This window comes from Synechococcus sp. RC10A2, from assembly GCF_047502605.1.
Genome location: NZ_JANSHP010000067.1, coordinates 40,421 through 67,011 on the forward strand (window position 1 = coordinate 40,421; position 26,591 = coordinate 67,011).

Consider the following 26,591-nt stretch of genomic DNA (forward strand, 5'->3'; position numbering starts at 1 on the left):
AGACTCGGCGTTGAGCCGTTCAGGATTCTACCTGATGGGACTACCGCTTCAGGGCTTGCTTGACCAAGTGGGGGATTTCGCTGGGTGTGTCGGCGATAGGCACGCCTGCGTCGGTCAGCGCGGCGACTTTGGACTGTGGGCTGCCCTTGCCGCCAGAGATAATCGCGCCCGCGTGCCCCATGCGCTTGCCTGGTGGTGCCGTGCGCCCCGAAATGAATCCCACTACAGGCTTGGTCATGTGATGCTTGATATACTCCGCCGCGATCTCCTCGTCCGAGCCGCCGATTTCGCCCACCATCACGACGGCTTCCGTCTGCGGGTCTGCCTCAAACAGCGGCAGCACATCGATAAAGGTCGTGCCGATAATCGGGTCGCCGCCAATCCCCACGCAGGTGGATTGCCCAAGCCCCGCCTGCGTCAGTTCGTACACAATCTCGTAGGTCAGCGTGCCGCTGCGCGACACCAGCCCGATGTTCCCCTTTTTGAACAGCATGCCAGGCATAATGCCGACCTTACACTCTTCGGCGGTGGTCAGTCCAGGGCAGTTGGGTCCAATCACGCGGCTGCGCGTGCAACGCTTGATATAACTCATCACACGCACCATGTCTTGCACGGGAATGCCTTCCGTGATGCACACGATGAGTTCGATGCCCGCGTCGGCAGCCTCCAGGATGGCGTCAGGGGCGAACGGCGCAGGCACGAAGATACAGGAGACATTCGCGCCCGTCTCGCGCACCGCCTGCTTAACCGTATCGAACACGGGCACGCCCGCGACCTCCTGCCCGCCTTTGCCTGGCGTGACTCCCGCGACAACCTTCGTGCCGTACTCCAACATCTGGCGCGTGTGGAACTCCCCTTCGCGCCCTGTAATTCCTTGAACCAGCACCTTCGAATCGGCGTTGACTAAGATAGCCATAGCGTCTTGCTCCTTGCGCGGGGAAGATTGTACCTGATACACGGGTTCCTAGCGGGTACAATCTTGCCCGCGTATGAAGGCGACTTGGCAGCGGACGCACGAGTGCGGCATTCTGCGCCCAGAGCATATCGGGCAGACGGTACGCCTGAACGGCTGGGTGCATCGCATCCGCGACCTGGGCGGATTGGTGTTCGTAGACCTGCGCGACCGCACAGGCTTGGTTCAGGTGGTGTTTGACCCTTCTATCGATACGGCGCTGGTAGAGCGCGCCAGCGACCTGCGCGTCGAGTACTGCGTCGCGATTGAGGGCGAGGTGCGCCGCCGACGCCCTGGCGCAGAGAACCCCAAACTCGCCACAGGCGAGATTGAAGTGTTCGCGCGCGCGCTGCACATTTTCAGCCCCTCCAAAACGCCGCCGTTCCAACTGAACGAGGAGAACTTGGAGGTGGACGAAAGTATCCGCCTGCGCTATCGCTACTTAGACCTGCGCCGCCCCGCGATGTACCAGCGTCTCGAGCTGCGCCACCGCATCGTGAAGTATATGCGCGATTTCCTCTCCGCGCGCGGCTTTCTGGAGATCGAAACGCCCATCCTCATCAAAAGCACGCCTGAAGGCGCGCGCGACTACCTCGTGCCCAGCCGCCTCTATCCAGGCAAGTTCTACGCGCTGCCGCAGTCGCCCCAGCAACTCAAGCAGCTGCTGATGGTCGCAGGCGTGGAGCGGTACTTCCAAATCGCCCGCTGCTTCCGCGACGAGGACCCCCGCGCCGACCGCCAACCCGAATTCACCCAACTCGACCTCGAAATGTCGTTCGTCACCCAAGACGACATCCTGAACCTCATCGAGGAACTTTACATCGGGATGATTGAAACCTGCACGGACAAGCGTGTGCTGAAGCCCTTCCCGCGCCTGACTTATGACGAAGCCATCGCCCGCTACGGCACGGACAAACCCGACCTGCGCTTCAGACTGGAACTGCACGACCTGACCGACCTGCTGCGCCAGACAGAGTTTCAGGCGTTCCGAAGCGCGATAGAAGCGGGCGGGATGGTGAAAGCCCTCTGCCTACCCAACTGCGCCGACTACTCACGCAAGCAGATCGACGAGCTGACCGAGTTTGTCAAGCGGTTCGGCGCGAAAGGGCTGGCGACGATCGCCTTTACTGCCGACGGAGTGCGCTCCCCCATCGCGAAGTTCCTTTCGGAAGGGGAACTGCAGGCAATTCGCGAGCGCACAGGCGCACAGGTAGGCGACCTGGTAGCAATTGTTGCCGACGCGCCCAAAGTGGTGAACGAGTGCCTGAGCCGCCTGCGCCACCGCATGGGGCACGAGCTGGGACTGGCAGACCCAAACTTGATGGCGTTCGCGTGGGTGGTGGACTTCCCGCTGCTGGAGTGGGACGAAGACGAAGGACGCTGGAACCCGTCGCACCACCCGTTCACCGCGCCCCGCGAGGAAGACATCCCGCTGTTGGATACTGACCCAGGCAAGGTACGCGCGAACTGCTACGACCTCGTGTGTAACGGGCACGAACTCGCCAGCGGTAGTATCCGTATCCATCGGCGCGACCTGCAGGACAAAATCTTCCACCTGCTGGGCTACTCCGACGCCGAGATTCAGGAGCGGTTCGGACATCTGCTGGAGGCGTTCGAGTACGGCGCGCCCCCCCATGGCGGGATTGCCCCCGGCATCGACCGACTCGTGATGCTGCTCGCAGGCGACGAAACGATACGGAATGTGATTGCCTTCCCGAAGAACACGGCGATGGTGGACTTGATGTTCGGCGCGCCGTCGCCCGTGAGTGAGGAACAACTCCGCGAACTGCACCTGCGGATTGTGTGTGATGATGAGACTTGAAGGGCACGCGCCTGCGAAGTTGAACCTGACGCTGGAGGTGCTGGGGCGTCGCGCGGACGGCTACCACGAAGTCGCCAGCATCATGCACACGCTCAGCCTGTGCGATACGCTGACGCTGGAGCTGCCCCCGCCCGACCGTCTCAATCCTGCGCGGGGCGCGATTCACATCGTGGAGGCGTCTGACGGCGCGCCCCTGCGCGAGACGATTCCGACCGATTCGCGCAATCTGGTGTGGCAGGCGGTGGGGCGATTTGGCGAGATGTTGAATTTGCCCCCCTCCATGAGGTTCCCCCCGCTTCGCGAGGGGAACCAACCCCCCTCGGTTCCCCCTGCTTGCAGGGGGAACCTTACGGAGGGGGTTCAACACTCTTGGCACGCAACACTTCTCAAGCGCATCCCGTCGCAGGCGGGGCTGGGCGGAGGCAGCAGCGACGCCGCGTGCGCCCTGTGCCTGCTTAACCAGTGGGCGGCGCAGTACGAGCGCGCCCTCCCCGACGACGCGCTTTATGCGCTCGCCTGCGAGCTGGGCACGGATGTTGCCTTTTTTCTGAACGGTGGGTGCGCCCTCGCAACGGGCAAGGGCGAGCGTCTCCAGCCCTTGCCGACCCTGCCCCCCTTCTGGTGGGTGCTGGCGAAGCCCTACGAGGTCGGCGTGCCCACAGGCTGGGCGTATGCACAACTCGGACGCGGCGCAGTCAGCCCGAACGCACGAGCCGACCACACCGAACGCCTCGCGCGCCTGCTGCCAACCATTCGCACGCCCCGCGACCTCGCCCCACTGCTGCACAACGACTTCGACACGCCGATTCTGCAAGCCATCCCCGCGCTGGCGGAGCTGCGCACGCTTCTGGAACAGGGCGGCGCGCTGCGCGTGATTCTGTGCGGCAGCGGCGCGGCACAAGCCGCCCTCTGCGAATCCGAAGACCACGCCAAAACCCTCGCAAATGCGCTTATTCGACAGAATTACTGGGCAGTTCGGGCGCGGAGCTGTTGATTTTTCGTGAGAAGTAGGGTACAATTGAAGGAGCCTGCCATAGGCAGGCAAATCTCACCTTAGGAGGTCATAGCATGAAAGGCTTAACTCTACTGAGCGCGGTAGCGCTGACGACGATGGCGTTGACAAGCGCCGCTTTTGCGCAGAAGGCAGTTTCTGCGCCGACGCTGACCGAGGAAGGCGTCCGCACCGTCACCTTCACAGGACGCCCGACAATCCACCGAATCGACCTGCGCGGCGACTTCCAGCCCGCTGGGTCAACCCCCGACCCGTATGTCTACCTGCAGACTATGTTCGCTCGCTGGAACGATGCTGGCGCGTACGGCTTGTCGTTCTTCAGCTTCACAGGCGGACGCACTCTTGGCGACGATGTGGTGCTGCTGGGCGGCGCGCCCGATCCAGGTCAGTTCGGGTACGATACAACGACCCCCGTCGCCTGTATCTCCGAGATTACCTTTGCCCTGCTCTCCACGGATGCTTTTGGCGGAACCTTAGAGTTGCGACTGGACATCCACCCGTGGAATGGGCTATTCGGTACGGCGGCTGGTACGCCCATCGCAGGTGCGACTTTGACTCTGAACATTCCGCCTGTGCAAGGCTTTGGAATCTTTCTGGTCACGGTTCCTGTGAGTCCCAGCCTGCCAGTGCCCAAGGCGTTCTGGGTGGCGGCTACTCCGAACACACTGAATTCCACGATTAACCTGGCGAACATCGGTCCCCTGATTGCCAACAGCACGCCTGGCAATGTTTCGATGCTGTCGGGGCGTGGCTACTTCCGCCTCGCAACGCCCCCGACCGCTTTCACCGCCGTCACTGGGGGTTCCGTGTTCTCAGGGCTGCCACAGGGGTCGTTCTACCTTGCTATTCGCGGCACGCACAACTTCGCGGGCACTGTGGATATGGGCGCACTAAGCAACCGCGCGAAGCCAAGCGACCCGCTCGCGTTCGAGTTTGACGACGATCCTGCAGGCGACCCCGACGAGGGAATCGAGGAAGCCCTCCGCCGCAACATCGTCGATGTGGAGGTGGTCAACGACTCTGATCCTCAGAACCCATTCACCTCGCGCTTCACCACCTACTTGGATGAGAACGGACGGTTCACTCTGCCTGTGTCCAATGAAATTGCCTCTATCACCGTGCGCCGCTGGGACAACGGGCTGAAGGTCACCTTCGATCGCGCAGGCGGCTGGAGCATCGATCCGTGCAGCCCGACGGTAGCGTCGCAGACGATGATCTTCGGTGATGTGAACGGCGACGGTATCATCGACGACGCTGACCTGCTGACGGTGTTGTTCGGCTTCGGCAGCAGCGAATAAACCGCACGGAGTACCGCTTCGAAGCCCCCTGCCCCCGCGCGGGTGGGGGGCTACTTGTATAGCGCGAAGGCACTTACCAATCGCCGAACCAGACTTCACAAAAAGCGACAGTCGTTCGCCTCCTCCTGCGGCGTCCACTCCGTGTCGCTCTACATGCGCGGACGCCCCCGACCTGTGGTTGGCTTGCAAGCCTCAGCACGCGCTTTGCTTCCGCATTGCAAGGCGCGTGCTATGCTTTGTGGATGCAGTGCCCTGCCGCATCGTGGAAGGCTTCCATCAGCGCCTCCACCATCGTCGGGTGCGGGTGGATGGTGTCCACCAGCTCATCGAGCGTCGCTTCGAGCTTGATGGCAAGCACTGCCTCCTGCAGCAGGTCGCTGGCGTGGCTGCAGCAGATGTGGACGCCCAGAATCTGCCCGTACTTGGCGTCGGCGACCACCTTGACCAGCCCGTCGCGCTCGCCGACCGCCATCGCGCGCCCCAAGATGCGCGGCTGGAACTTGCCGATGCGCACCTCGTAGCCCTGCTCGCGCGCTTGCTGCTCGGTTAGCCCGACGCCCGCCACCTCAGGCACAGTGTAGACCACATTCGGCACAGCGCGGTAGTCCATCCTGCGCGCCGCGCCGAAGCAGTTCTCGGCGGCGACGATGCCCTGCATGCTCGCCACATGCGCCAGCGGCGCAATTCCCGTGATGTCGCCAATCGCGTAGATGTGCGGGATATTCGTGCGCATGGATTCGTCGACTGCCACATATCGCTTGTTCATCTGGATGCCGACCGTCTCCAGCCCGATGCCGTCTACATTCGGCTTGCGCCCGACGCCAATCAGCACCACCTGCACATCGAACTGCTGGATTCCGTTAGGCGTCTCCACATAGCAGCGCCAGCGGTCGCCGACCCGCTCGGCGGACTTGAGCGTGCTGCCCGTGATGAACTGGATCCCCTGCTTCGACAGGGCGCGTTCTGCCTCTTTGGCAATCTCCTCGTCGAAGGTGGGCAGGATGTGGGGCATCATCTCCACGACCGTGACATGGCCACCCAGCGCGTTGAACACGAAGCTGAACTCCACACCGACCGCGCCCGCGCCCAGAATCAGCATACTGTCGGGCACAAACGGCGCGTTCACCGCATCGTCGCTCGTCCACACATTCTCGCCTTCCAGCCCAGGAATGTTGATTTTCATCACGCTGGAGCCAGTCGCGAGGATGATATTCTTGCCGCGCACGAGGTCTTTGCTTCCGTCGGGGCGCGTGACCTCGATGGTATGGGGGTCAATCAGTTTGCCTGTGCCTTCGATGCTCTGCACGCCGTTTTTCTTAAACAGCATGCCAATCCCGCCGCGCAGGGTCTGCACGATTTTGTTTTTGCGTGCCTGCATCTGCTCGAAGTCGTAGTCTACTGTGCCGTTAATCAGGATGCCCATCTCTTTTGCGTGCAGCACATGCTGGTAGCGCTCAGCGTGGGCAATCATCGCTTTGCTGGGGATACAGCCCCAGTTGAGGCAGGTTCCACCTAAATACTCGCGTTCGATACAGATAACGCTGCCGCCATGCTCTTTGGCGAGTTGCCCTGCGCGGATAGCAGCCACATAACCGCCTGGTCCCGCGCCCAGCACCACCACATCCGCTTCGTAAGTTGCCATAAGTGCCTCCCTAACGGCGGAGAGTATACCCCAGCGGGGGCGTCTCTGGCGTCAGAACCGATACTGCGCTGCCAGGATCACGCGGTCGTTGGCGATGCGGTTGCCGCGCTCTTCGGTGTTGCCTTCGTAGCGCAGGCTGAGGCGCACCTTCTCCTGCACGAAGTAGTGATAGGTCAGCGAGAGAGTCTTCAGGCGATCGCCGCCGCGCTCGGTGTTCGGGTCGAAGTCCTCCCACGCCAGCACAATCTGGTTGCGCGGGTTCGGCTCGTAGAGGGCGTACAGGAACACCGTCTGCAGGTCGCTGGGGTTCAGGAATCGCGGCGCGGTTCCACCTGCTGGGTTACGGTCGCGTCCCCAGATGTAGTCCGCACGGATTTTCAGCGGTGTGTTCGGGATGCGCTGCTCCAGTTCGGCGTAGAAGATACGGCGGTCGCTGTCGGGCACTTCGATGGGGGTGTTGTTCGCGTCGCGCGCCTGCAGGCGGGGGCGTCTACCGACCAGCCCGCCGATGGCGAACTGCGTGTCGCCGCTGCAATAGCGCCAGCTAAGCGTGCCTGCGACCGCCGCTTGCCCACCCGACGCATTCAGTTGCGGGTCGCGATAGGTGAGGCTGTTCCAGACGCCCACCTCCAGCGTGTTTTGTGCGTTCACGCGGTAGGCGACATAGCCCCCACGCAGGCGCGCCCCCGCGAAGAGAGTGCGCGTCGTGTTGCCCCGCTCCAGCGTGTCAAGAATCACAATCCGCTCGCGCACATCGTAAAACAGCGGTGCAAGCATCTGCCCCACGAAAACTGTAATCTCCGCTCTGGGGCGCCACGCAACAAATGCGTCCAGCAAGTCTGCCGCGCGTCCCGCCTCACCCGAAGCGAACTCCACCTGAAGATTGCCCGTGGTCTGCTCGTCGACCTGAAACCGCGCACCAAGCCGCGCCAAGCGCACGCTGAACCCGTCGCTGCCCTGATCGCCTTGTACATCGCCCCACTGCACGCGCAGCACACCTGTCAGCTGCACCCGCTCGTCAAGCGCCTCACCTGAATAGGCAAGGCGCAACAGCACGCATAGCCCACTGAAAAGTCCCAAAAGCTTCCTGCTTCGCATCGTCGCCTCCTTGCTTGGGCTGTGGGGGATACGCCGCGCGGGACGCCTTTCCTGCTGCTATAGGTGTGTTTCGCCGAGTCGGGTATAATCCCTGTATGCCCGAAACCGCAACGCCTGTCGTGTCCGAGCAGGAGCAGGTCGCCACCCTCAAGCGGCTGCGCGGCGAGCAGTAAGCGCACACACCCCACCCATTAGGTACACTTTCCTGCGTATGAAAACGGTCGTTATCGTAGGCGCGGGGATGGGCGGACTGGCGACCGCCGCGCGCCTGGCAAACGCAGGCTATGAGGTTGCCGTGTTCGAGGCGCGCCCCCAAGTCGGCGGGCGCATCGGCGAGCTGCGCCGCGACGGATACCGATTCGACACAGGTCCCACGCTGCTGATGATGCTCGAACCGCTGGAACGCCTCTTCGCCGACCTCAACCGCCGCGTGGAGGACTACCTCGACCTCGCGCTGATTGACCCGTCGTATCGCGTCTACTTCGGCGACGGCACGGTGTTCGACTCCACGCCGAACATCGCCCGCATGACGCGCGAGATCGCCCGCAAAATCAGCCCCAACGAAGTGCCGGGCTACCTGCGCCTGATGGCAGACCTCAGCGCGATGTACCACGCTGTCGTGCCCGCGTTTGTGCGTCGTCAGTACGACAGCCTCGCTGACCTGTTCACGCCGTACCAAGTCGGGCTGTTGCTGCGCCATCGGCTGCTAAGCAACCTCTGGTGGCGCGTTGGGCGCTATGTGCGCGACCCGCGCCTGCAGATGCTGTTCTCGTTCCAGACGATGTATCTGGGGTTGTCGCCCAAAGACGCGCTGTGGGTCTACGGCGTGCTGACCTACATGGAGTCGGGCGAGGGCGTGTGGTATCCGCGCGGGGGGATGCACCGCCTGCCCGAAGCCGTCGCGCGGATTGCCCGCGAGGAAGGCGCGCAGATTTACCTCAACCAGCGCGTGCAGGAAGTGCTGATTGAAAGCGGGCGCGCCGTGGGCGCGCGCCTCGCGTCGGGCGAGGTACTCAAAGCCGACTATGTGGTCATCAACGCCGACGCGCCGACCGCTTACCGCGAGCTGCTGCCGCCGACGCCCTACGCCACGCGCAACTTCCGCAACTCGTGCAGCGCGCTGATGTTCTACATCGGCTACACCGAGCCGCTGCCCCACCAACTGCACCACAATGTCTACTTCAGCCACGATTTTGAGGCGAACCTGCGCGAACTGTTTCAAGAGAACCGTGTGCCCAGCGACCCGTCGTTTTACACCTGCCTTTCCAATCGCACAGACCCCGCCGACGCGCCCGCAGGCTGTGAGAACCTCTATGTGCTGGTTCCCGTGCCGAACCTGACGGGCGAGGACGCCCGCGCCGCCGCGCCGCGCGTGCTGCAGACGGTCATCGAGCGCGTCGGACTCAAGCGCGAGCGGATGCAGTTCGTGGAGATGCTGACCCCGCACGAGTGGCAGGCGATGGGGCTGTGGCAGGGCGCGGCGTTCGGGATTGCGCATACCTTCTTCCAGTCCACGGCGTTCCGCCCGTCGGTACAGACGCCGTTCCGCAACTGCTACTTGGTCGGGGCAAGCACGCAGCCTGGCAACGGTATCCCGATGACGCTGATTTCCGCAGAGTTAGTCGCCCAGCGCATTCTGGGCACTTGGGGGCGAAAGGCTTAGTCTTCTGGGGGAATCCAGATGTTGTATTCCCAAAACTCCAAATCGGCGCGGCGCATTTCAGCAATCGCTTGGCGAATCGCCTCTGCTTCCTCTTCGGTAAGCGTTCCCGCCAGCAGTTGCAACACCAACTGCGGCGAGCCTTTCGGCAACGGCGGGTCGCCAATCCCGACAATCTCAAGTTGCACGCGCGTGCCTTCGGGCAACACCAGCGGTTCGTCCAGTTCGATCACAGAGCCACGCACGGTACCTTTGAAAGCCACTGCTCATCACCTCCGCGCCAGAGTGTACCTCAGGAGTCGCCACGCGCATGCTGGGCAACTGGGCGACGCAAGGCGTAGACCGATCCTGTGGGGAAGGCTTGCCTCTACCCCCGCCCTTCCCGCATGCGGGGAGAGACTAAAGTTTGCCACCTCAATCAGGTATACTACCCTCCACGCGATAAGGTACGCTGTCGATGGCGAATGCGTGAGAGCAACTGTCGCCGACCTTGCGCGTGTGCGCCTATATCGATAGGGGCATGAACTGGGACGCCAAAGGAGGCAAGAATGCGACAGCGAAACAACGCTTGTTGGGTTAGGTTGTGGCGCGGGCTGCTGGTAGGTGTGGGCATAGTCGCGCTCTGCGCGCTGGGCTGCGCCAAAGAGCCGCGCACTGCCCCGAAAGGTACGATCGTCAAGATTGTGGACGAGCGCGTGCAGACGCCGCCGCCCACCCTGTTTGAAGTGAATCGGCGTCTACCCCCGCGCCATCGCGTGCTGAAAGCAGAAGGTAAGCCTGGCGAGAGCCATATCATTTGGCGCGTCTATTACCGCAACGGTAAGGAGGTACGGCGCGTCAAGGTGCGTGAGGATGTGATTGAGCCGCCGCAGCCGCGCATCTACGAAATCGGCGTTCACGGGCATATCGCCTCGCGCGGCACAGTGGGGAGGAGCGCTGCGTTCCGCACCGTGAAAGTTCTCGAAATGCACGCCAGCGCGTACACCCCACATCGCAGCGGCGGCGGCACAGGCACAGGACGCACTGCCACAGGGCTACCTGCAGGCTACGGACTGGTCGCCGTAGACCCGCGTGTGATTCCGCTGGGTACAGTGTTGTATATCGAGGGCTACGGGATGGCAATCGCCGCTGACACAGGGCGCGCAATTCGTGGGCGTAAGATCGACCTGTGCTACGCCACGCGCCAGCAGGCGTTGCAGTTCGGCAGGCGCAAAGTGCGCGTGCATATCCTACGCGCTGCGCCCGCCGCCCCACCGCCTAAACCACCTGAAGACGCTAAGGACCCGCCCCCAGACGCCGACGAGGACTCCTCATGATGCCCCTGCCCCGCGCCCACTCCCACAACGACTACTGGCGCAAGCGTCCCTTGCTGGACGCGCTGGCGTGCGGTTTCTGCAGCGTGGAGGCGGACATCTTTCTGGTGCGCGATCAACTGCTGGTGGGGCACGACCTGCACGAGTTGCGCCACGAGCGCACGCTGGAGTCGCTGTACCTTGCGCCGTTGCGCGAGCGCGCCCGCCAGTTCCGCGGGCGCATCTACCCCGACGCGCCCCACTTTTACCTACTCATCGATGTCAAAAGTGAAGCACAGCCTACCTACGACGCGCTGCACAAGACTCTTGCCCACTACGATGACCTGCTAACCCGCTACGAGGGGACGCGCGTTTACCCCCGCGCTGTGACGGCGGTGTTGTCGGGCAATCGCGTCGCGCTGGAGCGACTTGGGCGCGAGCGCGTGCGCTTCATCGGCTACGACGGACGCCTGCCCGACTTGGACGGCAACGCGCCCGCAACGCTAATGCCGTGGGTCAGCGACAGTTGGGTGAAACTGTTCCGCTGGAACGGACGCGGCGCGTTCCCCGACGCCGAACGCGAGCAACTGCAACAGGTTCTGCGCCGCGCGCACGCAAAAGGCTACAAACTCCGCTTCTGGGGCGCACCTGACATCCCACCCGTGTGGGAAGCCCTCTGGGACGCAGGCGTCGATTTAATCGGCACAGACCTAATCTATGCGCTGCGCGACTTCATGTGGGGTAAACTGAAAGCGACGCCGCGATGAAACGAATCGAGGCAATCATCCGCCCCATCCGATTCGAGGCGGTCAAAGAGGCGCTGAACGACATCGGCATCTACGGGATGACCGTCGCCGATGTGCGCGGGTTCGGACGCCAGCAGGGGCACACCGAGAAGTATCGCGGCAGCACCTACACGCTGAACCTCCTGCCCAAAATCAAAATCGAAATCGTTGTGCCCGACGAGCGCGTCGAGGAGGTCGTCAGCGCGATTATCGAGGCGGCGCAGACAGGCGAAATCGGGGACGGCAAAATCTTCATCGCGGATGTGGCGGAGGTCGTGCGCATCCGCACAGGCGAACGCGGCGAAGCCGCGCTCTAATGGGGGTGTCTTATGGCTATCACAACCACGCAACCGACTACGGAACGCTGGATTGTAGACTGGGAGGGCTACCTGAACCTGCCCGAAGACCTGACGCACTACGAAATCATCGACGGCGAGGTGATCCCTTTGGCAAGCCCGAGATTGAAACATCAAGCAATTGTGACGCAACTCATCAAGCAAATCGCGCCATTCGCTGCGACCAATAGGCTGGGTGGATTGTTTACCGCCCCATTTGACTTTGTGATTCGTCGTGCGCCTGTGCGCACACGCCAGCCCGGCCTGTTTTTCCTGTCGCGCGAACGTCTCCAAGATTGGGCACACTTGCAAGAGCAGCCGCGCCTGGAGTTCGCCCCCGACTTAGTGATTGAAATCCTCTCGCCGTCGGACACCTACACCTACTGGAGCGAGAAACTGCAGGATTATCACGCACTGGGCGTGCCCGAAGTGTGGCTGGTGGATATAGACAAGCGAGCGATTGAGGTGCAAGTGCGTGAGGCGAGTGATTATCGTTCGCTGGGCTGGTTTTCGGGTGAACAGGTTGTCGCCTCGCAGGTGCTGGCAGGGCTGGAACTCAAGCCTGCCGAGGTGTTCGCCGTGCTGGACGAGTTAGAGCGGAGGGACGATTCGCGCGCAGGATGACGAACTGGACAGTGGAGCCATGCGGGGAACGCGGGCACTCTGCCTGTACGGAAGCCGTCAGCGAGCGACTCAGCCGCGTAGTGCGCCTATCCCTGCCCGCACGGCGCCCATAACCGCCTCGCCCGCGTCGGGCCCGTTGAACGAGACCGTCGCCTCGTAGCCGCCCTTGAGGTACTCGTGGCGGGTGAGGATGTAGCCAATCCAGTCGTTGACAAGCGCGACGGGCGTAACATACCGAAAGCCTGCCTCGCGACCCAACTCGCGCGCCTGCAGCCCCAGCGAGCTAATTGGCTCGCCCGGAAAGCCAACCAGCAGCAAGTCGCCCAGCGCGAGCAGGCTTACAGGCGCGGCTTCGGGCACTATCTCCCGCACCAACTGTCGCAGCAACGATTCGGGCACTTTGTAGTCGCGCCCTGTCGTCTCTCGGAACTCAGGGTGCGGTTGCGCTTCGGGCAAACGCGCCATCTGCTGATGCACGCGCAGCCGCGCGAGCGCAGGCTGGGCGTTGCGTAGCAGGCGTTGTGCGTGTGCAGCGAGCGACGCGCCGTAGATTCGCACGCGCTCGTGGTGGTCTTTGCCCACATCAGCAACGGGTGAGACATCCCCTAATGCGCCGTTCAGATACAGCGCGACTGCGCCGCGCCCCAACGCGCGCTCTAGCGTCGTCTGCACCACGCCTGGAAACTCCGCCGAGACCTGCATCATCGTATGGGGGTAAATCGTCGGATGCGCAGCGAAAACCACCACCGCTGCGAGCGGCTCGCCTCGCGAGTCGTCCAGTCGCGCGACGGTCATCGTGCGGTCTAACAGTCGCCTACCGCGCCGATTGCGGTTCAGGTTCGGCAGCTCGGCGGCGGTAATGGCAAGCATCGCGGGGCGCATGCGCTGCCGCGCCTGCCGTATCGTCTGCACGACGCGCTCCGTCGTGAACGCCAGAAACTCCGGTAAAAATGTGCCCACTCCTGGTAGCGGGAAGCGCATCCGCTCGTTCAGTCCCATCGAGTCGGGAGCGCAGTGCGTGTGGCTTGCGCTTATGAACAGTTGAGGGGACTGCAGCCCCGCCGCTTGCAGCACATTCCGTGTGAGGCTCCACGGGATGAGCAGGTGATCCAGCGCGACGAGAACCGCCGACTGCTCGCCGACCTCCAGTGCGAGCGCACGGGCGTAAATCGGGTCGTGGACGCCTGTGGGCGGCATGTTCAGTCGCGCGTTGTAGCCGCCCAGCTGGATGCGTATCTTCGTAATATCGGGCGTGATGTCTACTTTCGCAGCGCCCGCTCGTAGTCGTGTGCGCGTCATAGCGGGCATATTATAGCCGAATCGGGTATCTTTTGGGGCGATGGCGGTGCGCACCTTTGTTCCTTCGGAAATGAGTCCGCGCGAGGCGTATGCCCTGTTGATTAGCTGTGTTGCGCCGCGCCCGATTGCGTGGGTCAGCACCTGCGCGCCTGACGGCAGTACGAACCTTGCGCCGTTCAGCTTTTTCAACGCGGGCGGGGCGAACCCCGTGTCGGTCGTGTTTTCCTGCACCAACTTCCGCGACGGGCGCCCCAAAGACACCCTACGCAATGTGCAAGCCACAGGCGAGTTCGTGGTCAACATCGCTCCCTACTGGCTCGCCGAGAAGATGAACCAGACCTCGTTCGAGTACGAGTACGGCATCAGCGAGTTCGAGCAGGTCGGGCTGACTCGCGCGCCGTCGCTGTATGTAAAGCCACCGCGCGTGGCGGAAAGCCCGATTGCGATGGAGTGCAAGCTGTTCCAAGTCGTCTCGCACGGCACGGGTCCCGTCGCCGCGAACTATGTGATTGGCGAGGTGCTGTGCTTCCACATCGCCGAGACGCTGCTCAAGCCCGAAGGTATCGTAGACAACCTCGTCGCCGACTACATCGGGCGCATGGGCGAATCGTGGTATGTGCGCGCCACACCCGAAGCCATGTTCCGCATGGAGCGCCCCACGGGGAAGTAGCAGGGTATACTGTTGGTGCTGGTGGGGGACGGTTTATGGACGATTTGCGCTACCTGCTTCGCGTTTTGCACAGAGTGGGGCGCTTAATCCGTCGTCGGCTGCGACGGACTTGGCATGCGCGTCAGGCGTTGAAATTTCTGCTGCTTGTTGTTGTAGGCGTTCTCTTTTGGGCGGCGGTGCGACGGTATATCTCCAGCGAATTGGTCGATGCCGCGTTTTGGGTGGCTGTGGCGTTTTTGGGCGTGTGGGTGGGCGTGAGGGTGGGCAGAGTCGCCAAACAAGAGTATCTTTTCCGACGGCGCCTGCGCTTCCGCGACAGCGAGCGATTTTTCTTGTTCGCTTACGAGGCGACGCTGGAGGCGCACAGTGAGACGCTGCACCAACTCACCCTGCAGGCGCTTCACGAGGCGGAAACCTACTTGCAGACGCCGCTGCCGAACAGGTTGGGCGCGGTCTACATCGTCACAGAATCGCTTGAAAACATTCGGTGGGGGAGACCTGCCTGGTATTCTGGTTGGGCGCAACACGAGACAGAGAGTATAACGGTAGTCTACTGTGAGGATACGGACGCGCTCTACCGAACGCTCCTTCACGAGTGGGCGCACATCATCACAGCGTGCTGGAACGAGGACGTGCCTGCGCTGTTTCGGGAGGGGATTGCAGAAGCCGCCAAGTATCACGGAAGTCCAACCACCGTACACTCTTATGCGCTCTATTTCCTACACTACTTTCCCAGCTGTCCTCTTCTGCTCCTATTGGACGGGACGCGCTTCTACGACCAAGAGCGGCAGCACGCCCACTACGCTTGGGCAGGCAGTTTCACACTCTACCTAATCGAGCAGTTTGGGCTGGCGCGTTTTCGCGAGTTCTACGCGCAGCTACGCCGAGGCGAGGAAGACTGCGCCTTCCAACAGGTATTCGGCATGAGCCTTGGGCAAGCCGAGATGCTGTGGCGGGAGTACCTGCACACGCAGTTGCCCGAATCGGCGCGCACCGAAACACTTCAGGAGGTGTTGGAACACCGACTGCGCTGGGCAATTATGGACGGCGAAGGTGTCGCCATTGTGCAGGCTTTATCCGAGCAGATGGTTCAGATGCGCCCTGACCTCTGGTTAGGCTACTACGGGCGGGCGTATTGCGCTTTTTGGGCAGGCGACCTGCAAAGTGCGCGGCAGGCGTTCGAGCAGGCGAACGCCGCGCCTGCCCAGAGCGACGACGACCTGCGCGGACGCGCATGGTTCGAGTGCGGGCTTCTCTGCGACCTGCTGCAGTTGCGCGAACGCGCCCTCGAGTGCTACCAGACCGCCCTACAGTACCCCGACTGCGAAGACGCCCGCGCCGCCTACCACGCGCACGCCAACCGCTACCTCGCAACACCCTATGACTACGCCGAGCGGTATCGGTTTCTCAAGGAGCTGCAGGGAACGAAGTGAACCGCAGGACGCCCACTTGGGCGGGTATAATTGCTATGCGATGGCGACGCAGATTGCCACTACCGAACCCAAACGCAAGAAACGCACCCAACGGCAGGCGGAACCCACACCGCTTCCCGAACATATCCAAGCGTCGCTTCAGCAACTCCAACAACTCAAACTTCCCTCAGGAGACGGAGACCGAATGGAATCGGATTGGCATGTCGTCAGCATCTCACTCCTCGACGAACTCGTCCGCAACCACCTCGGCGCACCCCACAACTACTTCTGCGGCGGCAATATGTTCATCTACTACAGCGTCCAACAAGCCAAAGAGATCGAGGAGTATGTCGAAGGCGAAACCGTCCAGAAGAAGCCCCGCTTCAAGGGTCCTGACTTTTTCCTTGTGAAGGAGGTGGACGGCACGAAGCCGCGCGAGAGCTGGGTGGTGTGGGAGGAGGACGGTCGGTATCCCGACTTGGTGGTGGAGTTTATTTCCAGTTCTACGCGCAGGAAGGATGTGGACAAGAATGTGGGGTTTTACGCGAAAGTGTTTCGTGTGCCTGAGTATTTTTGGTTTGACCGTCGTGTTGGGGAGTTGGTGGGGTATCGGATGTCTGGTCAGGGCTATGTTCAGATAAAGCCTGACGCGCGTGGTTGGTTGTGGAGTGAGGTGTTGGGTGCGTATTTAGGTGTGTGGGTAGGGGAGTATCGTGGTCGTGTGTGGTCGTGGTTGCGGTTGTGGGACGGGGAAGGGAACTTGGTGTTGACGCGGGAGGAGCGTGAGGCGCAGGCGCGTGCGCAAGCAGCGCGGGAACGCGAACGCGCCGAGCAGGAGCGTGCAGCGCGGGAGCAGGCGGAGGCGCAGGCGCAGCAGGAACGCGAACGCGCCGAGCAAGCAGAGGCGCGCGCCCAGCAACTGCAAGCCGAGTTGGAACGGCTGCGCGAACGACTGCGCCAGCAGGGAACTCCCGAATAGCCCCTCGTTCGGGTATAATCTCGTAGCTATGGCTACGCATGTTCCGACCCACGAGCAAGGCAGCCGCTACGAGGTTCAGAAAGCCACCTGGCGCACCAAAGTCGGTCTTGCCGAGATGTTGCGCGGGGGCGTGATTATGGATGTCGTCAACGCCGAGCAGGCGCAAATCGCCGAAGAGGCGGGCGCCGTCGCTGTGATGGCATTAGAGCGCGTGCCCGCCGACATCCGACGCGAAGGCGGAGTCGCCCGCATGTCCGACCCCCTGATTATTGAGGAGATTATGAACGCCGTCACGATCCCTGTGATGGCGAAATGCCGAATCGGGCACTTCGCGGAGGCGATGATTCTGGAGGCGTTAGGGGTGGACTTCATCGACGAGAGCGAGGTGCTGACCCCCGCCGATGAGGAACACCATGTGAACAAGCATGCTTTCAAAACGCCGTTTGTGTGCGGCGCGCGCGACTTGGGCGAGGCGTTGCGCAGAATCGGCGAGGGCGCAGCGATGATTCGCACCAAAGGCGAGGCAGGCACGGGCAACATCGTGGAGGCGGTGCGCCATATGCGCGCGATTATGCGCGACATCCGCCGCATCCACAGCGCGCCCGAAGACGAACTGATGGCTATCGCCAAGCAACTGCAAGCCCCGTATGACTTGGTGGTGGAGATTCACCAGACAGGGCGACTGCCCGTGCCGAACTTCTCGGCGGGCGGAATCGCGACCCCCGCGGACGCCGCGCTGATGATGTGGCTGGGCGCGGAGGCGGTCTTCGTCGGGTCAGGTATCTTCAAGTCGTCTGACCCCGAAAAACGCGCCCGCGCAATCGTGGACGCCGTGACTTATTACCGCGAACCTGAAGTGCTGGCGGAAATCTCTAAAGGGCTGGGCGAGGCGATGCCGAGCCTCGATGTGCGCCGACTTGCCGAAGAGGAACTAATGGCAGTGCGCGGGTGGTAACGCACGATGACAGTCGCCCAACGAGAACGCATGAGCGCAGCGGAGTTCGAGGCGTGTTTCGCCGATAGCGACACGCGCGCCGAACTCCTGCGCGGTGAGGTTATCCTGATGTCCCCAACGACACCCCTGCACGGTATCTACACTATGCGCGTTTCCCTGCTGATTGCCCAGTTCGTGGAGGAGCGCGGGCTGGGCGTCGTTTGCGGCGCGGAGACGGGGTTCGTCATCCAGCACGCCGACGGCACAGAGTCGGTGCTTGCGCCCGATATGGCGTACATCGCCGCCGAGCGAATCCCCGATGTGCTGCCCGAAGGCTTCTGGCGGATTCCACCCGACTTGGTGGTCGAGATTCGTTCGCGCAGCGAGAGCCAACGCGAGGTCACGCAAAAGACTGCCATGTGGCTGGAAGCGGGCGTGCGACTGGTGTGGAATGTAGACCCGTACCGCCAAGTGGTGAGCGTCCACCGCGCCAAAGGCACAGAACAGACGCTGCACATCGACGACACACTCTCAGGCGAGGATGTGCTATCTGGCTTTGAGTTGCCCCTGCGCCGAATCTTCCGCCCCGTGAGGAGCCTATGACCATCGGCGTGCTTGCCCTGCAGGGCGACTTTGCAAAACACTTGGCAATGCTGACGCGAATCGGCGTCGATTCGCGCGAGGTGCGCAAACCCAGCGACTTGGACGGCGTCGACGCGCTGATTATCCCTGGCGGCGAAAGCACGACCATTGGCAAACTGATGGCGCGGTACGGGCTGGACACGGCGATTCGCGCCCGCGCCAAGCGAGGAATGCCCATCTATGGCACTTGCGCAGGTCTCATCCTGCTGGCAAAGGAGATTGAGGGCAGCCGCCAACCCCGCCTGGGACTGATGGACATCGCCGTCGTGCGCAACGCCTTCGGCAGGCAGATTGAGAGTTTCGAGGCGGACATCCTCTTCGCCCCGACGCCCGACCAGCCCGTGCGCGGGGTCTTCATCCGCGCGCCCATCGTCTCGCGCGTCAAGGAAGGCGTGCAGGTGTTGAGTACCTTCGACAGTAAAATCGTCGCTGTGCAGCAGGGCAACCTGCTGGCGACCGCCTTCCATCCCGAACTGACCGACGATACGCGCGTCCATCGCTACTTCCTGACGCTGGTCAAATAGCGGGTATACTCTCAGCGGGAGGTTCACGGATGAGAAAACTCTTGTGTCTTCTGGGAATAGTGCTGGCGGTGGGCGCGTTCGCCCAAAACTTTGTGGACATCACGATTGGCGGCAAGTTCATCATGCGCCTGCGTGCTGGGTACGGCAACCTGACGGTGCAAGAGCGCGCCCGCGTCGTGGAGGAACGACTCGTTGAGGCGCTGGGCGAGCGACTGCGCGAAGACCAAATCACGCTGAAAGAGGTGCGCAAGGACGCCCAGTACGAAATCTATGTGCGCGGGCGACTGCTAATTACCGTCACGCAAGCGGATGCGGACGCCGCGAAGATGCGCGTTAAGCAGCTTGCTGAGCATTGGCTCAAGCAACTGCGCCGCACACTGCCCGAACTCAGCGCGCAACCGCCCCAGTAAACGCGGCAGGCTAATCCGAATTGCCGACGACGGCAATAATGCAACTGGAAGGTGCAACGATGCAGACTCTGAACACCGACGAATTGCGCTTGGAAGCCTACGAGGTCTCACCTGAGCGGGGCTTCCTGCCCGCGGAAGACCCGCTGCCGTATCTGGAAGACCCGTACTACGCACCGTGGGAGCAAATCGCGGGTGAGCTGCCCAAGTTGCTGGTTGCCCGCAAGCTGCGGCAGGTCGTGGAGTCGATGCCGCGCCTTTCCACCGAACGGCTGCAGACCGAGCGCGAACGCCGCCGCGCGATGATGTTGCTCTCGTACATCGGGCACGGCTATGTGTGGAACGGCGACGCGCCCGCCGAACGAATCCCCGCCAACCTCGCCGTGCCCTGGTACGAACTGAGCGAGCAACTGGGCAGACCGCCCGTGCTGTCCTACGCCTCCTACGCGCTGGACAACTGGCGACGCTTAGACCCCAACGCGCCGATTGAACTCGGCAACATCGTGCTACTGCAGAACTTTCTGGCAGGGCTGGACGAAGAGTGGTTCATCCTGATTCATGTGGACATCGAAGCGAAGGCGGCGCGTGCAATACGGCAGATCCCGACGGCAATCCGCGCCGCCGAGACGGGCGACCTCCCCACGCTGACCGACGCCCTGCGCGAAGTCGCCGCCGCGCTGGAGGCGATGTACGCCGTGCTTGCACGGATGCCCGAAGCGTGCGACCCGTACATCTACTACCATCGCGTGCGCCCCTACATTCACGGCTGGAAAAACAACCCCGCGCTGCCTAACGGCGTGGTGTACGAAGGCGTGGAGGCGTACGGCGGTGAGCCTCAGCAGTTCCGCGGCGAGACGGGCGCACAAAGCAGCATCATCCCCACACTGGACGGCTTGCTGGGCATCCAGCACGCCGACGACCCGCTGAAGACCTACCTGATGGAGATGCGCCTCTATATGCCCCCCGCCCACAGGCGGTTTCTGGAGGTGGTAGAGGCGCGTTCGCGCGTGCGCGAGGTCGTTCGAGCCAGCGGCGACCCCGCGCTTCGCGACGCCTACAACGCCTGCGTCGACGGCATCCAGCGGTTCCGCGCCCTGCACTTGGAGTATGCCGCGCTGTATATCTACAAGCAGCAGGCGAAAGACGCCAAGAACCCGACGCGCGTCGGCACGGGCGGCACGCCGTTTATGAAGTACCTCAAGAAGCACCGCGACGAGAGCGGCGCGCATCGGCTGGAGTAGGCTATCGGGGCGTCTGTTCGCGTTCGCGTCGGGCGAGCCGTTCGGCGCGGCGCAGTTCCGCCTCCTCGTACTTGCGTCGCTCCTCGTCCGTTTCGGGCAGCACGGGCGGCACAGGCGTCGGGCGTCCCGCATGGTTCAGTGCGACATACACCAGATACGCCTGCGAAGTGGTGCGCCGCTCGCCCGTGAGGGGGTTCTCGGCTTCCACGACCGCTTCAACCTCCATCGAGGTGCGCCATGCCCGCACCATCCGCGCCCGCACATGCACCAAGTTGCCCACATGCACGGGCTCGCGGAAACTCACCGAGTCGATCTCCACTGTCACGGCGGGGTTGCGTGCGTGGCGCGAGGCGACGATTCCGCCCGCCTCGTCGATGAGTTTCAGCACCCAGCCGCCATGCACATTCCCCAGCGGGTTCGCATGTTCGGGGTTCATCATCTGGGTTAGGGTCACTTCCGTTTCCGACGGCGTGCGCGGCTCCATCGGCGCACAGTGTACCCGATTAGCGCAGGAGTTCGCGGTAGAGGTTCTTCTCTTCACGGGTGGCGGCGCGGTCAGGGTCGTAGGGATCCATGTGAATGGTGACCTCCGCAGGGGCTAACTCGCGCTCGATGCGTCGCTCTAAGGCGTCGGCGACCTCATGCGCCTGCTGCAGGCTCCACTCGCGCGGCAGCACGATATGCACCTCCACATAGCGCATTGCCCCAGAGCGGCGCGTGCGCAGATGGTGATAACTCAGCAGGTTCGACTCCGAGCGCAGAATCTGGTCGATTCGCGCGAGTTCCTCGGCGGGCAGGGCGTGGTCGATAAGTTCGTGGAACGCGCGCGCCGCCAACTGCCACGCGCCCCGAAACAGCCACAGCGCAATCCCAATCGCCAACAGCGCGTCGATAAACACCCAGCCCGTGAAGTGAATCACGCCCAGCGCAATCAGCAGCCCCAAACTCGTCCAGAAGTCGATCATTAGGTGCTGCCCGTTGGACATCAGCGCGAGCGAGTGCGTGCGTTTGCCCGTGCGCCACACATACTGCCCCACAGCGAGGCTGGTCAGCGTGGAGAAGCCCATCACCGCCACACCCCACTCCAACTGCTGCAGTTCGCTGCCGACGATCAAACGGCGCACGCCCTCAAACAGCAGGTAGCCGACGATGGCAATAAGTAGCACCGCCTCGCCGAAGCCAGCGAGCGTCTCCACCTTGCCGTGCCCGTAGGGGTGCTGCGGGTCGGGCGGCGTCGCGCCGACGCGCACGCCCAGATAGGCAAACAGCGACGCGACCACATCCGTTGCCGAATGCAACGCCTCCGAGAGCAGGCTAACCGACCCCGTGATGAACGCAGCAACGAGCTTAACCGCCGTTGCCGTTAGGTTGTAGCCCAGCGACACGACCGCTGCCCGCCGCTTCGCGCGATCCTCTGCGTGCATGGGTGGGGGAAGTGTACCTCAGCACCCGCCGCCGAACGCGAACAGCACGATAAGCAAATCGGCGTCGTCGACGCGCCCGTCGCAGTTGACATCCACCCTGCCAAGACCCGCGCCCGTCTGCCCGAAGGCGAACAGCACCGCCAACAGGTCAGCGTCATCGACGCAACCGTTGCGGTCAACATCGCCGTTGTGCGCCGTGCAGGTCGCCGTGTCCAGTAGGAAGGCTTCCCTGCGGTTGGTCGCCGCGTTGTAGCCGCGCCCAACGATAAAGCGCCCGTCCGCCGAGATTGCCTGCGCCGAGTAGAGTTGCGAGCCGTCCGCCAGCAGGCTGGCGTATACCGTGTTCAGGTTCTCCATCCCGTGCGTTTCTGTCCAGCGGTAGGCGCGCCCGTCTGAGTTGCCGACCACAATCGAGCCGTCGCCCGACACGCCGTAGGCGATGCTGCCGTCCGCGCCATTCAGCGGCAGCCAGCCCAGATTCTGCGGCTGCCCGTTCACCCAGCGGATGCTGGTGGACGGCGCGCTCTCGTTGTCGGCGTAGGCGAAGCCGACAATCACCGAACCGTCGTGCGAGGCGGCGAACGCCCAGCTGCGACGGTAGCCCGCCAATTCGCCCAACTGCTGAATGGTCGTACCCTGCCAGCGCACGGCGCGCGCTTCGGGCAAGCCTGAGCTTGCGAAAAACGACGCGCCGACAATCACCTGCCCATCGCCCGACACGCCCCACGCGCGGCTGGCAATCGCGCCTGGCAGCGTCCCCAGATTCGTGACGGTGTTGCCCTGCCAGCGCGCCGCGCGGAAGTTGCTGCCCCACCACGAGTGCCCCGCAATCACCGCGCCGTCCGCCGAGACGCCATACGCCTCGCCCCACACGACGCTGCTAAGCGTGCCCAGCGCGGTCATCTGCCCGTTGCGCCAGCGAAACGCAACGAGTTCCCCTCGCTGGTTGCTGCTGTAGCCGACAATCGTCTGCCCGTCGGCGGAAATCGCGTTGCCGATAGACAACACGCCGCCCAGCGTGCCCAAGTCCTGCATTCCGTCCGATTCCGTCCAGCGGAACGCCCGTCGGAAGCCGTCGGAGTTTATGGCTGTGCCGACGACCACCGTGCCGTCCGCCGAGACGCCCAACGCCTCGCTTTCCAAGCCGCCTGGCAACTGCCCCAGCCAGACCAGCCGTTGCGCCCAGCCGCCGCTGAGCATCAGCCACACAGACGCCAACGCCAGAAATGTACGCGCCATACCTCTTTCCTCCGTTTCTGCAGGTTCGCATAGGAATCGACCATGCATAGTATATCTCAATCGCGCAGGTACTCCGCCGCTCCGAATTGCTCCACAGGCGGCATCTAAATACACAGCCGCTAAGTGTCCCCGACGCTGTCCACGGCACGCCTGCTGGGGAACCTTCCGAAAGTGGCAGGAATCCCCACTGCGCCGACGAACCCATTAATCGCGACTAACGCGGAGGAGGACTGATAACCATGCCGACCGTTGCGATTACGCTGGACTGCGAAGCAGCCGATTACCCGCGCTGCTACACGCGGGAGTATATCAAAGTGGCGGAAGAGTTCACCATACCTTTTACTTGGATGATTCAGGTCTCTGGCAAAGACCCGATGGCGAATGTGCAACTGTATTACCGCGAGTATCTCCATCGAATCCCCTCGTGGCACGAGTTTGGTTTGCATTTGCATTTTGAAGATGCGCAGGGGCGCTATGTTGAGGACCCTCGCGAGCGCGGCGAGATGATTCAGACGGGCAAAGATTTGCTCAAGCAGATCCACCTCAAGCCGACGGCGTTCCGCGCAGGCAGCTACGCGCTTACCCCTCCCGACCTCAAGTACCTCGAAGATATGGGCTTTCTTGTGGACAGCAGCGCGATTCCCGACGCGGAGTACCGCATGTTCGTCGATTGGGACGGCGCGCCCACCAAGCCCTACCATCCCTCTTACCAGGATTTACGCAAGCCGGGCGAGGCGAAGATTCTGATGGTGCCTGTCGCCACCGCCAACGGCAAAATCGGCTATCTGGATCAGGGCTGGGAGGTTGTCGAGCCCATCCTGCATCACCATCTCAGTCAGGGCACGCCCGTCATCTGCCTCGGCGGCTACGATTATCACGACAGCGTAGAAACCTTGCGCGAGGCGATTCTGTTGCTGAAAAAGCACAACGCGCGGTTCGCGACGCTTACCCAAATCGTGTCGGAGTACACGCTATGATCGACGCACGCTGGCAGAAACTGGCAGATGTGTTAGTGCATCATTCGGTGCGCGTGCAACCAGGCGAGCGCGTCCTCATCGAAGCGTTCGATATGCCTCCGGAGTTCGTGGCGTTGCTGATGCGCACGGTCTACGCCGCAGGCGGCGAGGCAATCCCGCTAATCAAGCAGACGCCTGCCCTGCGTGCGCTCTACCAGCACGCCAGCGAGGGGCAGATCCAGTTTCTCGCGGGTCTGGAGCGCACGCTGATGGAAGGCGTGCAGGGCTATATCGGGCTGCGCGGCGCGCCCAACTACGCCGAGATGTCCGACATCCCGCAAGAACAAATGCAATTGGTGCGCCAGCATTGGTGGGTTCCCGTCCACCAAGAGGTGCGCGTGCCGAAAACGCGCTGGGTCGTGCTGCGCTGGCCCACCCATGGCATGGCGCAAGCCGCCAACATGAGCACCGAAGCGTTCGAAGAATTCTACTTCCGCGTCTGCACGCTGGACTACGCACAGATGGCGCGCGATGTCGAGCCGCTGGTGGAACTGATGCAGCGCACGCGCGAGGTTCACATCAAAGGCTCAGGCACGGACTTGCGCTTCTCAATAGAGGGGATTGGCGTCGTGCCTTGCTACGGAACGCACAACATTCCCGACGGCGAGTGCTTCACCTGCCCCGTGCGCGACTCGGTGGAAGGCGAAATCACCATCAACACCAACAGCGTGTACGAGGGCAACCTGTACCGCGACATACGGTTCAAACTGCGCAAGGGCAAGATTGTGGAGGCGACCTGCGCCGACGACGGCGACCGCCCTGGCGCGGGTAACCCACGCAAACTGAACCGTATTCTCGACTCGGACGAGGGCGCGCGCTACATCGGCGAGTGGTCGCTCGGCTTCAACCGCTACATCCTGCACCCGATGAACGACACCCTGTTCGATGAGAAAATCGCGGGGTCGTTCCACTTCACGCCGGGCAACGCCTACGGCGAGGCAGACAACGGCAACCGCTCGCAGATCCACTGGGATCTGGTTGTTATCCAGCGTCCCGAATACGGCGGCGGCGAAATCTACTTCGACGGTGTGCTGGTGCGCAAGGATGGGCAGTTCGTCCTGCCCGAACTGCAGGCACTCAACTACTGACAGGAGGCAATCGGATGGCAATCCACGAGACCGAAGAGCGCAACGGCAAGCTGCGCACGGTGATGAAACTGGAGCCGGGCGAGCGCGTCGCTCTGTGCCGCTGTATGCAGTCCAAAAACTTTCCCTTCTGCGACGGCACGCACAAGACGGTGGAAGGAAACACAGGTCCCGTGATTGTGGAGGCGTTAGCGACGCCCTCCGAGGCAGAGCGAGATTGAAGACCCCCTCCTTAAGGTTCCCTCACTCGCAGGGGAAACCGCTGTTAGGTTCCCCTCGCGAAGTGGGGGGAAACCTAAAGGAGGGGGCAGTTTGTAAACTTCACTCGCGCGGTTGGTATAACTCTCCCCGCCCATGAGGATTGTGCGATGCCGAACAACGACCCGTTGGGCGAAATCGATTTGGAACACTGGACGCAGTATGACGATATTATCACCGACAGCCTGTGGCTGTTGGGTAAGCGCGACAACACAGGCGCGCACACGGCGGAATACTGGGGCAACTTCGTGCCGCAGATACCCCAGCAAGCGATGCGCCGCTTCACGAAGCGCGGCGAACTGGTGATAGACCCCTTCATAGGCTTAGGCACGACGCTCATCGAGGCAGTTAGGCTCGGACGGCACGCGATTGGCGTGGATATACAGCCGCGCTGCGTCGAGCAGGCACAGGCGCGCGTGCAACAGGAGACAGGGGAGAACGGCGCACAAGCGTTAGCGATAGTGGGCGACAGCACGCGCCCCGAAACCGCCGCCGCCGTGCAGGAAGTGATGCGCGCGTGGGGGTTCCCGCACGCACACCTGCTGATTCTGCACCCGCCTTATCACGACATCATCCGCTTCAGCGAGGCTCCAAACGACCTCTCGAACGCGCCCAGTACGGAGGCGTTTCTGGAAGGCTTCGGGCAGGTAGTAGGAAACTTCGCGCCGCTGCTGGCGCACGGGCGGTTCCTCGTGCTGGTCATCGGCGACAAGTACGCCCGCGGCGAATGGGTGCCGCTCGGCTTCCAAACGATGGAAATCGTACGGCAAAGCGGTTTTCGGCTCAAGAGCATCTGCGTTAAGGATATTCAAGAGAATCGCGGCAAGCGGGGGCAGTACCACCTCTGGCGCTACCGCGCTCTCAAGCACAACTTCTATGTGTTCAAGCACGAGTATGTGATGTTTTTCGAGAAGGTCGGGAAGTGAGCAAATCAGCCTGCA

The 26,591-nt window shown here is 62.5% G+C and carries 28 protein-coding genes; 20 read left to right on the forward strand and 8 right to left on the reverse strand.

Features of this window, described 5'->3' with window-relative positions:
* Window positions 1-40: 40 nt before the first annotated feature.
* Window positions 41-916 carry a succinate--CoA ligase subunit alpha gene (sucD, locus tag NW848_RS08900; protein ID WP_414510911.1) on the reverse strand — a complete coding sequence of 292 codons (876 nt, stop codon included), beginning with the start codon at window positions 914-916 and terminating at the stop codon, window positions 41-43.
* Between the two features lie 73 nt (window positions 917-989).
* Here sucD and aspS point away from each other — a divergent pair, with 73 nt between their 5' ends.
* The 3 genes from aspS (at window position 990) to NW848_RS08915 (ending at window position 5,084) form a co-directional block, all read left to right on the forward strand.
* Window positions 990-2,774, forward strand: a complete 1,785-nt coding sequence (gene aspS / locus NW848_RS08905) for an aspartate--tRNA ligase (protein WP_414510912.1) — start codon at window positions 990-992, stop codon at window positions 2,772-2,774.
* Entirely contained in the window at window positions 2,761-3,768 is a 1,008-nt protein-coding gene (locus NW848_RS08910; RefSeq protein WP_414510913.1) for a 4-(cytidine 5'-diphospho)-2-C-methyl-D-erythritol kinase, read from the forward strand. The genes aspS and NW848_RS08910 overlap by 14 nt, the downstream gene beginning before the upstream one ends.
* 74 nt (window positions 3,769-3,842) lie before the next feature.
* A complete protein-coding gene (locus NW848_RS08915) occupies window positions 3,843-5,084 on the forward strand; it encodes a hypothetical protein (protein ID WP_414510914.1) in 1,242 nt (413 codons plus the stop codon).
* A gap of 229 nt (window positions 5,085-5,313) precedes the next feature.
* Here the strand turns inward: NW848_RS08915 and lpdA are convergent, their stop codons facing one another.
* Both lpdA and NW848_RS08925 read right to left on the reverse strand, forming a co-directional pair.
* Window positions 5,314-6,726 (reverse strand): dihydrolipoyl dehydrogenase, encoded by a 1,413-nt coding sequence (gene lpdA, locus NW848_RS08920; protein ID WP_414510915.1) that lies wholly within the window; start codon window positions 6,724-6,726, stop codon window positions 5,314-5,316.
* A 51-nt stretch (window positions 6,727-6,777) separates the two neighbouring features.
* Window positions 6,778-7,824 carry a porin gene (locus NW848_RS08925; RefSeq protein WP_414510916.1) on the reverse strand — a complete coding sequence of 349 codons (1,047 nt, stop codon included), beginning with the start codon at window positions 7,822-7,824 and terminating at the stop codon, window positions 6,778-6,780.
* A 211-nt stretch (window positions 7,825-8,035) separates the two neighbouring features.
* On the opposite strand from NW848_RS08925, the gene NW848_RS08930 reads away from it, so the two are divergent.
* Window positions 8,036-9,487, forward strand: coding sequence for a phytoene desaturase family protein (locus NW848_RS08930; RefSeq protein WP_414510917.1), 1,452 nt, complete (start codon window positions 8,036-8,038; stop codon window positions 9,485-9,487).
* Here NW848_RS08930 and NW848_RS08935 read toward each other — a convergent pair.
* Window positions 9,484-9,747, reverse strand: a complete 264-nt coding sequence (locus NW848_RS08935; RefSeq protein ID WP_414510918.1) for a hypothetical protein — start codon at window positions 9,745-9,747, stop codon at window positions 9,484-9,486. The genes NW848_RS08930 and NW848_RS08935 overlap by 4 nt on opposite strands.
* A 285-nt stretch (window positions 9,748-10,032) precedes the next feature.
* On the opposite strand from NW848_RS08935, the gene NW848_RS08940 reads away from it, so the two are divergent.
* Genes NW848_RS08940 through NW848_RS08955 form a run of 4 tightly spaced genes read left to right on the forward strand, consistent with a single transcriptional unit; the run spans window position 10,033 to window position 12,520 of the window.
* Window positions 10,033-10,800, forward strand: coding sequence for a 3D domain-containing protein (locus NW848_RS08940; protein ID WP_414510919.1), 768 nt, complete (start codon window positions 10,033-10,035; stop codon window positions 10,798-10,800).
* Window positions 10,797-11,543: a phosphatidylinositol-specific phospholipase C/glycerophosphodiester phosphodiesterase family protein gene (locus NW848_RS08945; RefSeq protein ID WP_414510920.1), complete on the forward strand. Its 747-nt coding sequence runs from the start codon at window positions 10,797-10,799 to the stop codon at window positions 11,541-11,543. Before NW848_RS08940 ends, NW848_RS08945 begins: the two co-directional genes overlap by 4 nt.
* Window positions 11,540-11,878: a P-II family nitrogen regulator gene (locus tag NW848_RS08950; RefSeq protein WP_414510921.1), complete on the forward strand. Its 339-nt coding sequence runs from the start codon at window positions 11,540-11,542 to the stop codon at window positions 11,876-11,878. The genes NW848_RS08945 and NW848_RS08950 overlap by 4 nt, the downstream gene beginning before the upstream one ends.
* A 12-nt stretch (window positions 11,879-11,890) precedes the next feature.
* A complete protein-coding gene (locus NW848_RS08955; RefSeq protein ID WP_414510922.1) occupies window positions 11,891-12,520 on the forward strand; it encodes a Uma2 family endonuclease in 630 nt (209 codons plus the stop codon).
* A gap of 69 nt (window positions 12,521-12,589) precedes the next feature.
* Here the strand turns inward: NW848_RS08955 and NW848_RS08960 are convergent, their stop codons facing one another.
* Window positions 12,590-13,819 (reverse strand): neutral/alkaline non-lysosomal ceramidase N-terminal domain-containing protein, encoded by a 1,230-nt coding sequence (locus tag NW848_RS08960; protein WP_414510923.1) that lies wholly within the window; start codon window positions 13,817-13,819, stop codon window positions 12,590-12,592.
* 40 nt (window positions 13,820-13,859) lie between these two features.
* Here NW848_RS08960 and NW848_RS08965 point away from each other — a divergent pair, with 40 nt between their 5' ends.
* The 8 genes from NW848_RS08965 to NW848_RS09000 all read left to right on the forward strand — a co-directional run bounded on the left by NW848_RS08965 (window position 13,860) and on the right by NW848_RS09000 (window position 20,628).
* Window positions 13,860-14,489, forward strand: a complete 630-nt coding sequence (locus NW848_RS08965; protein ID WP_414510924.1) for a flavin reductase family protein — start codon at window positions 13,860-13,862, stop codon at window positions 14,487-14,489.
* Between the two features lie 35 nt (window positions 14,490-14,524).
* Window positions 14,525-15,922 (forward strand): hypothetical protein, encoded by a 1,398-nt coding sequence (locus NW848_RS08970; protein WP_414510925.1) that lies wholly within the window; start codon window positions 14,525-14,527, stop codon window positions 15,920-15,922.
* Between the two features lie 184 nt (window positions 15,923-16,106).
* Window positions 16,107-16,880, forward strand: coding sequence for a Uma2 family endonuclease (locus tag NW848_RS08975; protein ID WP_414510926.1), 774 nt, complete (start codon window positions 16,107-16,109; stop codon window positions 16,878-16,880).
* Window positions 16,881-16,908: 28 nt separating this feature from the next.
* Complete coding sequence (pdxS, locus tag NW848_RS08980; protein WP_414510927.1) at window positions 16,909-17,835, forward strand: pyridoxal 5'-phosphate synthase lyase subunit PdxS; 927 nt, start codon at window positions 16,909-16,911, stop codon at window positions 17,833-17,835.
* Window positions 17,836-17,841: 6 nt separating this feature from the next.
* Window positions 17,842-18,417: a Uma2 family endonuclease gene (locus tag NW848_RS08985; RefSeq protein WP_414510928.1), complete on the forward strand. Its 576-nt coding sequence runs from the start codon at window positions 17,842-17,844 to the stop codon at window positions 18,415-18,417.
* Window positions 18,414-18,980 carry a pyridoxal 5'-phosphate synthase glutaminase subunit PdxT gene (pdxT, locus tag NW848_RS08990; RefSeq protein ID WP_414510929.1) on the forward strand — a complete coding sequence of 189 codons (567 nt, stop codon included), beginning with the start codon at window positions 18,414-18,416 and terminating at the stop codon, window positions 18,978-18,980. The genes NW848_RS08985 and pdxT overlap by 4 nt, the downstream gene beginning before the upstream one ends.
* 29 nt (window positions 18,981-19,009) lie before the next feature.
* Window positions 19,010-19,390, forward strand: a complete 381-nt coding sequence (locus NW848_RS08995; RefSeq protein WP_414510930.1) for a hypothetical protein — start codon at window positions 19,010-19,012, stop codon at window positions 19,388-19,390.
* Between the two features lie 59 nt (window positions 19,391-19,449).
* Window positions 19,450-20,628, forward strand: a complete 1,179-nt coding sequence (locus tag NW848_RS09000; protein WP_414510931.1) for an indoleamine 2,3-dioxygenase — start codon at window positions 19,450-19,452, stop codon at window positions 20,626-20,628.
* Window position 20,629: 1 nt separating this feature from the next.
* Here the strand turns inward: NW848_RS09000 and NW848_RS09005 are convergent, their stop codons facing one another.
* The 3 genes from NW848_RS09005 to NW848_RS09015 are packed head-to-tail and all read right to left on the reverse strand — an operon-like array spanning window position 20,630 to window position 23,291.
* Window positions 20,630-21,112, reverse strand: coding sequence for an acyl-CoA thioesterase (locus NW848_RS09005; RefSeq protein ID WP_414510932.1), 483 nt, complete (start codon window positions 21,110-21,112; stop codon window positions 20,630-20,632).
* 19 nt (window positions 21,113-21,131) lie between these two features.
* Entirely contained in the window at window positions 21,132-22,052 is a 921-nt protein-coding gene (locus tag NW848_RS09010) for a cation diffusion facilitator family transporter (protein ID WP_414510933.1), read from the reverse strand.
* Window positions 22,053-22,070: 18 nt separating this feature from the next.
* Window positions 22,071-23,291: a hypothetical protein gene (locus NW848_RS09015; protein ID WP_414510934.1), complete on the reverse strand. Its 1,221-nt coding sequence runs from the start codon at window positions 23,289-23,291 to the stop codon at window positions 22,071-22,073.
* A 239-nt stretch (window positions 23,292-23,530) separates the two neighbouring features.
* Here NW848_RS09015 and NW848_RS09020 point away from each other — a divergent pair, with 239 nt between their 5' ends.
* The 4 genes from NW848_RS09020 to NW848_RS09035 all read left to right on the forward strand — a co-directional run bounded on the left by NW848_RS09020 (window position 23,531) and on the right by NW848_RS09035 (window position 26,576).
* On the forward strand, window positions 23,531-24,268 hold the full coding sequence (locus tag NW848_RS09020) for a hypothetical protein (RefSeq protein ID WP_414510935.1): 738 nt from the start codon (window positions 23,531-23,533) through the stop codon (window positions 24,266-24,268).
* Window positions 24,265-25,395, forward strand: a complete 1,131-nt coding sequence (locus NW848_RS09025) for an aminopeptidase (RefSeq protein WP_414510936.1) — start codon at window positions 24,265-24,267, stop codon at window positions 25,393-25,395. The genes NW848_RS09020 and NW848_RS09025 overlap by 4 nt, the downstream gene beginning before the upstream one ends.
* Window positions 25,396-25,409: 14 nt before the next feature.
* Window positions 25,410-25,613, forward strand: a complete 204-nt coding sequence (locus NW848_RS09030; protein ID WP_414510937.1) for a CDGSH iron-sulfur domain-containing protein — start codon at window positions 25,410-25,412, stop codon at window positions 25,611-25,613.
* A 147-nt stretch (window positions 25,614-25,760) separates the two neighbouring features.
* Window positions 25,761-26,576 (forward strand): DNA methyltransferase, encoded by an 816-nt coding sequence (locus NW848_RS09035; RefSeq protein WP_414510938.1) that lies wholly within the window; start codon window positions 25,761-25,763, stop codon window positions 26,574-26,576.
* Window positions 26,577-26,591: the final 15 nt, after the last annotated feature.